We start from the raw sequence: 14,772 nt of genomic DNA, 5'->3' as shown, positions 1-14,772 counted from the left end.
AAAATAGTAAAATTAAAGCCTATAAAAATAAAGGTAACAAAGTTATAGGCAATAAAATTATAGGCAGCAAAACTATGGGGTGATAAAAATCAATGCGAGGCGAATGGTATTGTAGTCAATGCTTTGCTTGAGATGATCATATATCGGACGCAGCTTGATGCTACCGTCATCATTGAAGTCATTTGGATTATTGGCGACTTTAATGGCGACATAGGCATTACCTACGGCTGTCATCACCTCATCATCTGGACGCAGATGATCGCAGGCAAGACTCGGATCTTGTGATTTTAGCTCACCGATATGGCGCATGATGGTCGATTGTGACAATTGACGTGCTTCTGAAATCTCCGCAATGGTCAAACTCTCCTCCAATAACACTCTGGTCGCAAGTAGAGTACTGTCTGATTTGTCAGAGACCTGATTGCCTAACTTCTGTTTTTTATCGATTTTCGCTTGCTGTTGTTCGCGGCGCTTCTTTTGTAGCGTGGCGTAAGCATCGATTACCGACTTGCTTAATGTCCCACCTGACTTTAAGACGAATTTTTCATGTGCCTGCTGCATACTTTCTTCATCTAGCATCGCATAATTAGCATCCGCTTCTTCAGACAGTACCAAAAACCGCTTATCTGCGCCGCGAGCCAATGGATCGAGTTGCAAGCTCATGTCGTTCATACCAAGCAGCTGTAGGCCAGATAGCGACTTGAGGCGTGATAATGCCACATAGCCTTGTCCCAACTCAAAAGTACGCGACAAATCGATTTCAGCTGCATCGAGGGTCATGCCCTGGGATTTATGGATGGTAATCGCCCATGCTAGACAGAGTGGCACTTGTAAATAACTTGCCAGCACATCACCCGTTTCATCTTCGATAATCCACTCTTCAGGCTCAGCGATGACTTCTCGTCCTGAATTAAGCCGCACGACAGGCATTTTCTGGGTCGTTGGTTTCTTCGACTTTGGTTTTTCTTTGTCTTTTTTAGCAGCGGACTTCTTACCTTTTGTCGTTTTTTCGCCAGCAGCCTCTTCATCAACGTCATCGCTGCTATCGTCTTCGATTAACGCGTCACTACTGTCTTTATCCTCTATCTTGACAGCAGCAAACCCAATCAACTCGCCCATCGTTCCGTTAGAGACACCAAGCTCAGCATTGTTTTTGATAAACATTACCTTGGCGCCGACTTTTAGAATCAGCTCGTCTTGGGTACGCACGGTCTTTTTTAGCGTCTCAACCAGCTTACTATCGCCTGTCGCCGTCGCCTCAAAACGCATCATCTCGCCATCTAGAGACGCCAGTTCTTTGTCATTGATTTTATTGACGTTGAGATTGTGGGTATACAGACGCGTACGCTTGATATCGACGCTTTGGTCATAAGTCGCTTCTAAAGCGGCAATCGCCTCAAAGGTCACTTCCTGACGACGAATTTGATTGAGAATATCATCTAGATCAAGCCCGCCATTCGCCGCGTCACTGACTTGTCTATGCTGCTCTGACAGATAGCAAATATGGAACTTGGCATCGAGCCACGCCTCAGACATAAAGGCAAATTTTTCACGATTGCTCTCGCCCTTGCTACCGATGGGCGGCAGCTGAAAAAAGTCCCCTGCGACAACGACTTGTATACCACCAAAGGCTTTGTTATTTTTGCGGACATGCTTGAGGACTTGGCTGACCAAATTGAGCTGCTTGGCATGTAGCATCGATATCTCGTCAATAACCAACACAGCCGTGTCTTTTAGTCTGTCTGCTAAGAACTGCTTGCGTGATAAATTTGTCAAATCTCGATCAGACAGCTCATCCTTGATACCAATACCCGACCAACTATGAATCGTTGTGCCGTTCATGTGTGTGGCAGCAATACCGGTACTGGCAGTCACCGCAACAGGCACACGGCGAGCGCGTAGATAATCAATATATTGATTGAGCGTATAGGTCTTACCTGAGCCTGCTGAGCCCGTTAAAAAGACATTTTGACCTGTTTTTAAGATATCGAGAGCAGAAGATTGACGCATAGATTCAAACCAGCCAGTAATGTGAAAAAAGAGAATAATAAAACCATCATCATAATGGAAAAAAACGCAACATTTGCCTAAAATCACCTAAAATTTGCGGGCTGTGCAACCTTGAGGTATCGACAATAAAATAAACAATTGTCAATAGAATATAGATAAAAAATGCTTTATTTTTTATAAATGCAAAAAATCAATAGCTTATCTTTTAATTTTATCCGTAAAGTATCTGCTTTGATCATAAATACCAAGCCTATGCATTCTAGGCTTTACAGCAATAAAATCATGGCCATTAAAGCAAACTTCCTGTTATGTGTTAACTCATCAGTCATTATAAAATTTTAGTATGATTATCAGCAGAAGCCGAGTAGTATGAAACGTGTACAGAGAGCAATTGATGTTAATCAATCACAACATCAACTGATATTGTTTTGCGATAACAGATATTAGGATAGATAAAATTGCGCTTGTATTATCCGATAAAACAAACAACACAACAAGGAGTGTTTCATGCTGTATGCAAATCCCAATACGGAAGGTAGCCCTGTTCAGTTCCGCGAAAAATACGATAACTTTATTAATGGTGAGTGGACCGCTCCTATCGATGGAGAGTATTTTGATAACACAAGCCCCATCGATGGTAAAACTATTTGCCAAGTAGCCCGCTCAAAAGAAGCCGATATCGAAAAAGCCCTAGACGCGGCGCATGCTGCCAAAGACGCATGGGGCAAGACCAGTGTTACTGAACGTGCCAACTTGTTACTCAAAATTGCTGACAGCATGGAAGCCAACCTAGAAGCGATTGCGATTGCCGAATGTTACGAAAACGGCAAACCTGTTCGTGAGACACTCGCAGCCGACATCCCTCTAGCCATTGATCACTTCCGTTATTTTGCCAGCGCCATTCGCGCACAAGAAGGCGGTATCAGTCAGATTGACGAAGACACTGTGGCTTATCATTTTCATGAGCCACTTGGTGTCGTCGGTCAAATCATTCCTTGGAACTTTCCTATCCTAATGGCCGTATGGAAGCTAGCACCTGCCCTTGCTGCTGGTAACTGTGTCGTTCTAAAGCCAGCCGAACAAACGCCAGTTTCTATTCTGTTCATGTTAGAGACCATCGGTATCGCTGACATTTTGCCAAAGGGCGTGCTAAACGTCGTCAATGGCTTTGGTGTCGAAGCGGGTAAACCACTTGCCTCAAACCCTCGTATCAATAAAGTTGCCTTCACTGGTGAGACTACCACTGGCCGCCTCATTATGCAGTACGCGAGCGAAAACATCATTCCAGTGACGTTAGAGCTTGGTGGCAAAAGCCCTAACATCTTCTTTGCCGATGTTATGGATGAGGACGATGACTTCTTGGACAAAGCTGTCGAAGGTCTAGTGATGTTTGCACTGAACCAAGGTGAAATCTGCACCTGTCCATCGCGGGCACTCGTTCATGAGAGCATCTATGATGAGTTCATCAAACGCTGTATCGCCCGCGTTGAAGCCATCAAGATGGGTAACCCATTAGATACCGACACCATGATTGGCGCGCAAGCCAGCTCAGATCAATTAGAGAAAATTCTATCTTATCTTGATATCGGTAAAAAAGAAGGCGCAAAAGTGCTCGTCGGCGGCGAACAAGCCAAGCACGATGGCGACTTGACAGACGGTTACTACGTCAAACCAACTATCTTTGAGGGCACCAACGATATGCGCGTGTTCCAAGAAGAGATCTTTGGACCTGTCCTTGCCGTGACTACTTTTAAAGACGATGACGAAGCCATGCAGATTGCCAATGACACCTTGTATGGTTTAGGCGCTGGCGTATGGACACGTAGCGTACACAAGGCATATCGCTTCGGCCGTGGTATCCAAGCAGGCCGCGTATGGACCAACTGCTATCATATTTATCCATCACATTCGGCGTTCGGTGGTTACAAACAATCTGGTATCGGACGTGAAAACCATTTAATGATGCTCGACCACTATCAGCAAACCAAAAACATGCTGGTGTCGTACAGCCCTAAAAAAATGGGCTTCTTCTAAACCATCATTGCTAATCATGGAGCGGGTTATCACAAGTGTTACATAGCCCGCTCGCTACAACGATCTAAATAAAAAAACTGAGACGAATTTTTATATCCTCTAATGCGCTTAGGCGCACAGCAGGAAAAATTTGTAGCAGTCTTGCGTTCAAAATAAGGTGTTTGCATATTTTGAATGCAATATCGCAACAACTTTTTATATCAACATTTATCAATCACCCATAAAAGAGAGCTTATTATGACTAACAAAATGAAAGCCGCTGTATTACATGAGTTCGGTCAAGAATTAAAAATCGAAGAAGTCGACATTCCAACCGCAGGTGCTGGGCAAATAGTTGTCAAAATGCACGCCTCAGGCGTCTGTCATACTGATTTACATGCAGTTGAGGGGGACTGGCCTGTTAAGCCAAGCCCGCCATTTATCCCAGGTCATGAAGGTGTTGGCGTGATCACGGCGGTCGGTGACGGCGTAACTCATGTCAAAGCAGGTGATCGCGTTGGTGTGCCATGGCTATACTCTGCTTGTGGTCACTGTACGCATTGCTTGGGTGGCTGGGAAACCTTATGTAAAAAGCAAGAAAACTCTGGTTACTCAGTGAACGGTAGCTTTGCAGAATACGTCCTTGCAGATGCCAACTATGTTGGCATTATTCCTGAGAGTGTCGACTCCATTGAGATTGCCCCTGTTTTATGTGCGGGCGTCACGGTATATAAAGGTCTTAAAATGACCGACACCAAGCCAGGCGACTGGGTTGTTATTTCAGGTATCGGCGGCCTTGGTCACATGGCTGTACAATATGCCATTGCCATGGGGCTCAATGTTGCTGCTGTTGATATTGATGACGAAAAACTTGAATTCGCCAAAAAGCTGGGGGCAACAGTGACGGTAAATGCCAAAAATACAGACCCAGGCGAGTTGCTACAAGAAGAAATCGGTGGCGCTCATGGCGTGTTAGTCACTGCAGTATCATCAAAAGCTTTTGATCAAGCCTTAAGCATGTTACGTCGCGGTGGTACTTTAGTATGTAACGGACTCCCCACTGGCGACTTCCCGGTGTCAATCTTTGATACTGTACTCAATGGTATCACCATACGCGGCTCTATCGTTGGCACACGTCTTGACTTACAAGAGTCGCTAGATATGGCAGCGGCTGGCAAAGTCAAAGCGACCGTCAAAGCTGAGCCGTTAGAGAACATCAATGATATTTTTGAGCGGATGCGTAATGGCAAAATCGAAGGTCGTATCGTCATCGACTATAATCAATAACGGATAGTAAAATGACAGTGTTATAAGCTTATTACGTAGTTATTCCAACTGTCAATTATCAGCCGAAGGTCGTATCTTTTTAGTCATATGCCAGTTGTGATGTGTCTGAAGATGATGCGACCTTTTTGATTTGACTGTGGCATACTGATACTAGAGAGCAATTATATAAACCATGGATGGGCCATAAGAAGGAGTATGATATGAAACTGGCAGCAACAGAGTCGTGTAAGGCGTTGATTGAGCTACTAAAGTCCAAGCATGGAAAGCTGATGTTTCATCAATCAGGTGGCTGCTGCGATGGTAGCTCGCCCATGTGCTATCCATTAGGAGAGTTTAAGGTAGGCGGTCAGGATGTGCTGGTTGGTGAGCTTGTTGACTGTCCATTTTATATGGGACGCGCACAATACAATCTATGGCAGCATACCGATTTGACCATTGATGTCGTCAATGGTCGCGGTGCGAGTTTTTCGTTAGAAATCCCTGAAGGCAAACGCTTTATCGTACGCTCAGAAATCTGTACGATATAAGGACGTTTGACGCAAAACTAGGTAGCATTAATCTTACCTAATGTACCGAATATAACAGTCTTAGCTTGTCCTATGATATTGGGGAAAACAGATACCGCAGAGTCATTTTTATTTTATTATTTTAGCAAAATAATAGTTACTGTAAAGCGTAAACTATTTTGATGAGCATGGATGCTATAAGGAATATAAAATGGAATTTGACACAACATTTGACTATGTCATCGTCGGTGGTGGATCAGCAGGTTGCGTGCTTGCCAGCCGTCTCACTGAAAACCCAGATATCAGTGTCTGCTTATTAGAGTACGGCGGTGATGGCAAAGATCTAGCAGTACGTGTGCCTGCTGGACTTATTCTGATGGTTCCTGGCAAACCGCTCAAACTGAACAACTGGTGCTTTCACACCACCCCGCAAGAGCACCTTAATAACCGTAAAGGTTTTCAGCCACGTGGACAATGTCTGGGCGGCTCATCAGCTATCAATGCCATGATCTATACGCGTGGTAGTAAGCTAGATTATGAACGTTGGGTAGAGCAAGGCTGTACTGGCTGGGGATTTGACGATGTACTTCCCTACTTTATCAAAGCTGAAAATAACGTTCGTGGTAGCGATGACCTACATGGCGATAGCGGGCCGCTGCATGTTAGCGACCTACTCAGTCCACGAGACATCTCAAAAGCATTCGTAGAAGCTGCGATTGCCAATGGCCTAGATCATAACACCGACTTTAATAGCGAAAAGCAAGACGGTACAGGATTGTATCAAGTCACTCATTTCCATGGTGAAAAACAAGGCCAACGCTGCTCTGCCGCGGCCGCCTATCTACATCCTGTCCAAAACCGCTCCAACCTAACTGTCATCACTCATGCGCAGGCTAACCGCGTCATTATCGAAGACAATCAAGCGACAGGCGTCGTCTACGAAAAAGACGGTGTCGAACATACTGTCACGGCGCGTCATGAAGTCCTACTATCAGGTGGCGCATTTGGTTCGCCCAAAGTCCTGATGCTCTCAGGTATTGGCCCTGCAGAGCATTTGCAGTCTCATGGTATCGATGTGGTAGTAGATGCACCTGAAGTCGGTGGTAATTTGCAGGATCACTTAGACGTCGTCTTTGATTACGAGGTCAATACTACTGACGTCATCGGTATTGGCATGGCATCGATTTCGACATTGACCAAAAGCATTCGGCAGTGGAGAAAAGACGGTACAGGGCTGCTGTCTACCAACTATGCAGAAGCAGGTGCGTTCTTTAGCGTCGGTGATGACCCAAAGGAGTGGCCAAATACACAGCTGCACTTTGTCATCTCGCGCGTGATAGAGCACGGTCGCGATCTCAGACGCGGATTTGCTGTCTCTTGTCACAGTTGCTACTTACGGCCTGAAAGTCGAGGCACTGTACGACTGGACTCAGCCGACCCCTCCGATGCTGTCTTGATCGATCCAAACTATCTGTCGCATCCAAAAGATGTAGAGTATATGGTTGCCGGTGCCGAGCGTACTCGCGCCATCATGCAAGAGTCTGCACTCGCTAAGTACATTACTGAAGACTACCCTGCCCCTTACCTCGAAAAAGACGGCATGCTCGGCTATATCAGAAATAAGTCAGATACCATCTATCACCCAGTAGGCACTTGCCGCATGGGCTCAGATGACAGCTCTGTGGTTGATTTGGAATTAAAGGTACGAGGTGTGAGCGGATTGCGAGTCATCGATGCATCAGTGATGCCAACGCTTATTAGCGCCAATACCAATGCGCCAACTATTATGATTGCCGAAAAAATGGCCGATCTCATTAAGGCGAATCATGGCCCTATTTGATGCTGTATTGGGCAAACTGCTTATAGCTGATTGCTTTAAAGAGACATAACTTTATCATTTCTAATTGTTTACAATTAGTAAAATTGTAACTGGCTAGCAATTTAAAGGTATGTCTCTTTGCTATTGAAAATTAACAAACATAAAGCCATAGAATTTAGTATTTAATATCTTATTGATGCTAAATACGGCAAAACCGTGCACTTTTTATCAAAATTAGTCTATTTATAGCTTGCATTACCACAGATTAAGAGAGTATATTCGAACGACTTGTTTATATTTTTAGTTTCCATCTATATAATTTAAAGTTATAACAACCTTTAATATGTTTTATTTTGTATATATGAAACATTTTATAGATAGATGCTTTAGAGGTCACTAAACGCTTTCTCATCGTATTCATAATCGAGTACGAACATATGGATACATGAGTACCTACCTACCATTACATAGGATGTAATAATGCAAAAATCACTCTTCAAACTTACGATGTTGGCGACGTTTGTCTTAGGTATCAGCGCCTGTAGTGGAGACAACAAAACCACCGACGATTCTGCTGCTAGCTCAGATGCCAAAGCCGCTAAAACATTGCTCTATTGCTCAGAAGGTAGCCCTGCTGGATTCGATCCAGCGCAATATACTTCAGGTACAGATTTTGATGCGAGTGCCTTCCCTATTTATAATGGCTTGGTAGAATTCAAAAGAGCAGAGACTGAGATTCAGCCAGGACTTGCTGAGAGTTGGGATATTAGCGAAGACGGCAAGACTTATACCTTTAATCTACGCAAAGGGGTTAAATTCGGTACAACTGATTACTTTACTCCAACTCGCGATTTCAACGCGGATGACATTATCTTTACGCTAGAACGTATCACTGACCCAGACTTTGAATTTAACAAAGCTTATCCTGCTGAATTCCCATATTCAGTCGGCATGGGACTACCTGATATTATCTCTAGTATCGAAAAGGTTGACGACTATACGGTGAAAATCACCCTTAGCGAAACCAATGCGCCGTTTCTACAGAACCTAGCGATGCCTTTTGCTTATATTGGTTCTGCTGAGTACGCAGATCAATTGCTAGCCTCTGGCAATGCTGCTGATATCAATACTAAGCCAGTCGGTACTGGACCTTTCGTCTTTACCTCATATCAAAAAGACGCGCAAATTCGTTATACCAAAAACCCAGATTATTGGAACAAAGACGACATCTATATCGACAACCTAGTGTTTGTCATCACTAAAGACTCAGCAGTCCGTGCCCAAAAAGTGCAAGCTGGCGAATGTCATGTGTCCGCTTATCCAAAACCTGCCGAAATCGAATCTGTTAAAAAATCAGGTAAAGCCACCGTTCTGGATCAGCCTGGCTTCAACGTCGGCTATGTCGGTTATAACGTAGAAAAACCTCAACTGAGCGATCTTAAAGTGCGTCAAGCATTAGATATGGCGATCAACAAAGACGCTATTATCAATGCGGTTTATCAGAGCGAAGGCCTCAAGGCAACCAACCCAATGCCGCCAACGCAGTGGGGCTATGATGAGTCACTTAAAGATGCGCCTTACGACGTCGAAAAGGCAAAAGCACTGATCAAAGAAGCTGGCGCGGATAATCTTTCTATCAATCTGTGGTATATGCCAGTTCAGCGTCCGTACAACCCAAATGCCAAGCTAATGGCTGAAATGCTACAAGCCGATTGGGCGAAGATTGGCGTCGATACCAAACTTGTGACTTATGAGTGGGGCGAGTACCTAAAACGCGCTGCTAAAGGCGAGCCTGATGTCATTCTAGCAGGTTGGACTGGCGATAATGGTGATCCAGACAACTGGCTTGGTTCGTTATTATCTTGTGACGCGGTCGGTGGTAACAACTACTCGCGCTGGTGTAACAAAGACTTCGATAATTTGGTGACCAATGCCCGTCAGATTAACAATCAAGATGAGCGTGTCAGTGAATATGAGCAAGCTCAGCAGATATTCAAAGAGCAGCTTCCTTGGACAACAATGGCACACTCGGTAGTGACCGTATTCACCGCACCAAACGTTGTCGATTATAAAATCAGCCCACTTGGCTCAATACGCTTCGATGGTGTAAAAGTTGAATAACCTTGACTGATTAATTCCGTTACGACGTAAGCAATTTATTCATTTTATTCATTCATATAAGTGCGGCTGGGTCAGATACTCTGCTCCAGCCGAATTTATATAAATGATATGAACAATATGAATTAAGCGCTTTGTCACGGATCTCTTCATCATCGCTAATACTCTAATCATTGAACCATAACTATTGAGCAGCCCATGCTACTTTATATTCTGCGTCGTATTGCCATTTTAATACCCGTCTATCTTGGCCTAACGCTATCCACTTTTACTCTGATTCGTCTCGTACCTGGAGATGCGGTAGAGATTATGATGGGCGAGCGTATGGTCGATCCCGAGCTACATGCTCGTGCCCTAGAAAGGCTAGGATTAGACAAACCGCTCGTTGCCCAGTATTGGGATTATTTGACTGGCATCCTAACGGGTGATTTCGGTCAGTCCTTTCGTACTCGTACGCCCGTACTACAAGACTTTTTTGCCCATTTTGTTCCTACTCTAGAATTGGCGTTATGCGCTATTGTTATCGCTAGTGTCATTGGTGTTAGCTTAGGCATCTTTGCTGCCTTGCGCCGTGGTACATGGATTGATTACACCCTAATGTCAGGCGCGTTGGCAGGCTACTCTATGCCTATCTATTTATTAGGTCCCATCCTGACTGGTATCTTCGCTCATTATTTAGGTCTCCTGCCCGTCGCTGGGGTGATATCTGTCGCACAGTTTTTAGATGTGCAACCACTGTATGGGTCATGGTTACTCGGCTCACTAAGCTCAGGAGAGCCTGGCGCGTTTTGGAACGTGGTCAAACACTTTATCTTACCCTCTATCGCCTTATCGACCATTCCGTTAGCGATGATTGCGCGGATGACACGCTCTGCGATGCTAGAGGTATTGGATGAGGACTATGTGCGTACAGCGCGAGCCAAAGGCTTATCTCCACGCCGAGTGATACTGGTCCACGTAATGCGTAACGCCTTGATTACTGTGGTTACGGTCGTCGGCCTACAGATGGCGACATTGCTTGCAGGTGCCATTATTACCGAGACCATCTTTAGTTGGCCAGGCGTTGGTAATTGGCTACTCGATGGGTTTTTCACTCGTGATTATCCTATTGTACAAAATGGTATTTTATTGGTCGCCACCGCTCTGATTTTGGTTAGTTTATTTATTGATATTTTGTATGGTCTGATCAATCCACGTATTCGCCATACTTCTTAATTTAACATTAATAAATACTCACATTATAAATAGTGATGATTAGCGCTCAAGTGAAGTTTTAGCAATGCTTAGTACTTTTTTATGAATAAGATTCTAAAAAATGTCACTGCGCTAGCCACTATAGGAAATGCTCATGAAGCCTTCTGTTCTCCCCTCTGATGTCAATCTGATGGCAGCCATACCGCCGTCATCTTGGCAGCTATTTTTATCGACGTTCTGCCGAAACAAAGGCGCCGTGATTGGTTTTATTGTACTGGCATTGATGGTTCTTGTTGCCATACTCGCGCCTGCTATTGCGCCTCATGATCCTTACGAGCTGTTCACTGGTCAAGAGCAATTGCCGCCTGCCTTTTTAGATGGCGGCAATGCGATGTTTTGGCTAGGCACTGATGATGCTGGTCGAGATACGCTGTCCCGGGTGATGTATGGCGCGCGTTACTCATTGTTTATCGGTCTGAGCGCCACGACTCTTGCGATGTTGGTTGGTATTTCACTTGGGCTAAGTGCTGCGTTTTGGCCAAAGGTCTGGGGCAAGGCCGTCATGTTGGTCAATGACATCTTAATGTCCTATCCGAGCTTGCTACTGGCCATCATCATTGCCGCTATCTTAGGGCCATCTATGACTAATACTATTATTACCATCGCTTTGGTCTGTACGCCGCCTTTTATTCGGTTAACTCGTGCGACTGCGATGGTAGAGCTACAGCGAGAATACTTCATTGCTTCACAAGTGATGGGTGCTGGCGTGCTCAGATTGTTGTTTATCACCATTTTGCCCAACTGTATGGCACCGCTTATCGTACAGGCAACGATGATTTTCTCGTCTGCTATTTTAGAAGCAGGTGCGATTGGTTTCCTAGGCTTTGGCGTACAGCCACCTGATGCCGAATGGGGCGCGATGCTAGGTACGGCGCGTCAATATATTCAAAGTAATGTTTGGCTAGCAATCTGGCCGGGTGTCGCTATTTTCTTGGCTGCACTATCGATTAACCTGACTGGTGATGGCTTACGCGATGCGCTAGATCCTAAATTAAAGCAGGTGACCTAAGATGACTGAACCATTAATTAATACGCCTATCACTCATACGTCTATGAATGGTGCATCAACAAAAGACTCTCCGTTATTGCTAGATATCGAAAACCTGTCGGTTACTTTTGGACAAGGGGTGCGTGCCTTTCGCGCAGTCGACGATGTGTCTTTAAAGATAACCCAAGGTGAAGTCATCGCTGTCGTCGGCGAATCTGGCTCAGGTAAATCGGTCACTATGATGGCGCTGATGGGTCTATTACCACCTTCTGCGACCGTTCGCGCACAGCGAGTGGTCTTTGATAATAAAGACATGCTCAGTATGTCAGCCAAAGAGAGACGCGGCATCATTGGTAAAGACATCTCTATGATTTTTCAAAATGCGATGTCTTGCCTAAATCCAAGCTTTACGGTTGAGATGCAGCTAGGTGAAGTGCTACGCAAGCATCTTGGTTTACGAGGCGCAGCAGTACAAACACGCATCTTAGAACTGCTAGAGTTGGTCGAAATGCCCGATGCCAAAAACCGTCTCAAAGTCTATCCGCATCAGCTATCAGGCGGTATGAGTCAGCGGGTTATGATTGCGATGGCCATTGCTTGTGAGCCAAAACTGCTTATCGCAGATGAGCCAACCACCGCACTCGATGTCACGGTACAAGCACAGATCATGGATTTGCTGAGCAGATTACAACGCGAAAAACAAATGGCAATGGTATTAATTACCCACGATTTGGGCCTTGTCGCGCAAAACTCGCGCGATGTCGCGGTCATGTATGCTGGACAAGTGGTTGAAACCAGTACCGTGCCAGAGATTTTTCAAAAGCCTGCACATCCTTATACTGAAGCATTGCTACAAGCCATCCCTGAATTAGCCATCGGTCAAGATAGGCTAAACAGTTTACCAGGGGTCGTTCCAAGTCAATACGATCGCCCAAGCGGTTGCCTACTGTCTCCGCGTTGCCCGTATAAAGAGTCCGCTTGTGAAGTACCACCGCCTATTTTAGATACACCTACTGGCAAGGTACGTTGTATTGATTCTAATATTACCTCTCACCCCTCTCACGCTGCTACTCTGGAGTCACAAATATGAGTAATAAAGTGGTCCTAAAAGCAGACAATCTACACAAGCATTACCCCGTATCACAAGGTCTGGGCAAAGCAAAGGCTTACGTGAAAGCGCTCAATGGCGTCTCATTCGAGCTTGAAGCTGGCAAGACATTGGCCGTCGTTGGCGAATCAGGCTGCGGAAAATCCACCCTTGCCCGCCAGTTGACGCTGATTGAAGCGCCCACACATGGCGAGCTATTTATCAATGATGAAGGCACCACCGGCTATAGTAGAAAAGCGCTAAAAGAGTTGCGTACTGAAATTCAAATGGTCTTTCAAAACCCTTATGGCAGCTTAAATCCGCGTCATACCATTGGCTATCAATTGACAGAACCATTGGATATCCATACCAAACTGTCTAAAGAGGAAAAGCGTGAAAAAATCAACGAGATGATGAGACATGTCGGTCTACGACCCGAACACGCTGGTCGTTATCCGCATATGTTTTCGGGTGGACAGCGCCAACGTATTGCCCTCGCCCGCGCGATGATGCTCAACCCTAAAATCGTCGTCGCTGATGAACCGACTTCCGCACTCGATGTATCAATCCAAGCGCAGGTTCTAAACCTATTTATGGATTTGCAGGATGAGTATCGCACCGCTTACGTCTTTATCTCGCACAATCTATCCGTCGTACGCCACGTCGCTGATGATGTAATGGTGATGTATCTAGGTCAAGCTGTTGAGCACGGCTCCAAAGAAGCGATTTATAATGCACCAAAACATCCCTATACCATCGCGTTATTGGCTGCTGCCCCAACGGTAAATGGCCACAAAAATGATTTGACCCTACAAGGTGAGCTACCAAGTCCGCTCAATCCACCAAGTGGATGTGCGCTACATAAACGCTGCCCCTATGCCAAGCAGCAATGCAGCGAGGTAGAGCCACAACTGCGCGAATGGGACGGTCGATTGGTTGCTTGTTTACGTTTAGAAGAGATATATGGTTAAGGTGATTAAGGTTAAGATGGTTAACAACTAATCAATATTTACCACACCGCGACATTTAGGGAATTGGCTACAACCAAAAAAGGTCTGACCTTGATCCAGGCCTTTTTTTGCCACGCATTACAGATATTTAGCTTTATCTCAAATTAAGCATGTTAAATCGAAACATCATACCAATTAATTATTGATATGATATATTACAAAATATAATTTTATTCTATTGAGACAACAGAATGTTACAGTCAATTAGGCTTAGAAATTTACGGAGTTTTGCAGACGATGACCATTCACCCTATGTAGATTTAAAGCCTTTAACTGTCTTAATAGGGAAAAATAGTAGTGGTAAAAGCTCTTTTTTACGTAGCTTACCTTTATTAAGACAATCCGTAGAATCAAATACTACTGGACCTATATTATGGTATAGCTCTTATGTAGATTTTGGTGCTTTCTCAGAAGCAAAGAAGTTTGACAGCAAAAAGAATATTATTTATTTTGATTTTAAGTTTGATCTTAAAATTCCAGATTATTTGAGCCATACATATCCATTTGATTGGCCAAGAACTAGAAAAATAAGTTCTGAATACATACTTATAACGGTAAAGGTTGGAGTAACTGAAACTAATAAAAAGACAGTGGCAAAAGAGTTAATTTTAAATATACATGATAGTGAATACAAATTTATTTTTAAAGAAAACCAAAAATGCGACTTATTTATAGATGAT

The 14,772-nt window shown here is 44.5% G+C and carries 11 protein-coding genes; 10 read left to right on the top strand and 1 reads right to left on the bottom strand.

Annotated elements, in window-relative coordinates:
• Positions 1–72 precede the first annotated feature (72 nt).
• The gene (locus tag CXF61_RS05075) at positions 73–2,010 is read right to left on the bottom strand and encodes an AAA family ATPase (protein WP_165597407.1); all 1,938 of its coding nucleotides are present in this window, start codon (positions 2,008–2,010) and stop codon (positions 73–75) included.
• Positions 2,011–2,517: 507 nt separating this feature from the next.
• Between CXF61_RS05075 and CXF61_RS05070 the strand changes: the two genes are divergently transcribed.
• From CXF61_RS05070 to CXF61_RS05025, 10 genes are all read left to right on the top strand, one after another.
• Entirely contained in the window at positions 2,518–4,044 is a 1,527-nt protein-coding gene (locus CXF61_RS05070; RefSeq protein WP_165597406.1) for an acetaldehyde dehydrogenase ExaC, read from the top strand.
• Between the two features lie 237 nt (positions 4,045–4,281).
• The gene (gene adhP, locus CXF61_RS05065) at positions 4,282–5,310 is read left to right on the top strand and encodes an alcohol dehydrogenase AdhP (protein ID WP_193834187.1); all 1,029 of its coding nucleotides are present in this window, start codon (positions 4,282–4,284) and stop codon (positions 5,308–5,310) included.
• Between the two features lie 200 nt (positions 5,311–5,510).
• Positions 5,511–5,837: a DUF779 domain-containing protein gene (locus tag CXF61_RS05060; protein ID WP_165597405.1), complete on the top strand. Its 327-nt coding sequence runs from the start codon at positions 5,511–5,513 to the stop codon at positions 5,835–5,837.
• 190 nt (positions 5,838–6,027) lie between these two features.
• A complete protein-coding gene (locus tag CXF61_RS05055; RefSeq protein WP_165597404.1) occupies positions 6,028–7,656 on the top strand; it encodes a GMC family oxidoreductase in 1,629 nt (542 codons plus the stop codon).
• A 459-nt stretch (positions 7,657–8,115) separates the two neighbouring features.
• Positions 8,116–9,756, top strand: a complete 1,641-nt coding sequence (locus CXF61_RS05050) for an ABC transporter substrate-binding protein (protein WP_165597403.1) — start codon at positions 8,116–8,118, stop codon at positions 9,754–9,756.
• A 195-nt stretch (positions 9,757–9,951) separates the two neighbouring features.
• Positions 9,952–10,968, top strand: a complete 1,017-nt coding sequence (locus tag CXF61_RS05045; RefSeq protein ID WP_057761126.1) for an ABC transporter permease — start codon at positions 9,952–9,954, stop codon at positions 10,966–10,968.
• A gap of 133 nt (positions 10,969–11,101) precedes the next feature.
• The gene (locus CXF61_RS05040) at positions 11,102–12,016 is read left to right on the top strand and encodes an ABC transporter permease (RefSeq protein ID WP_165597402.1); all 915 of its coding nucleotides are present in this window, start codon (positions 11,102–11,104) and stop codon (positions 12,014–12,016) included.
• Between the two features lies 1 nt (position 12,017).
• Positions 12,018–13,085: an ABC transporter ATP-binding protein gene (locus tag CXF61_RS05035; RefSeq protein ID WP_264755666.1), complete on the top strand. Its 1,068-nt coding sequence runs from the start codon at positions 12,018–12,020 to the stop codon at positions 13,083–13,085.
• Positions 13,082–14,053 (top strand): peptide ABC transporter ATP-binding protein, encoded by a 972-nt coding sequence (locus CXF61_RS05030; protein WP_165597401.1) that lies wholly within the window; start codon positions 13,082–13,084, stop codon positions 14,051–14,053. The genes CXF61_RS05035 and CXF61_RS05030 overlap by 4 nt, the downstream gene beginning before the upstream one ends.
• Positions 14,054–14,283: 230 nt before the next feature.
• On the top strand, positions 14,284–14,772 hold a 489-nt coding region (locus CXF61_RS05025; protein ID WP_165597400.1), incomplete at its 3' end, for an AAA family ATPase.

It is taken from the genome of Psychrobacter sp. 4Dc (genome assembly GCF_002836715.1).
Classification (GTDB): Bacteria; Pseudomonadota; Gammaproteobacteria; order Pseudomonadales; family Moraxellaceae; genus Psychrobacter.
Note: the sequence above shows the minus strand (reverse complement) of the source record. Positions and strands in the feature narration are given on the sequence as shown.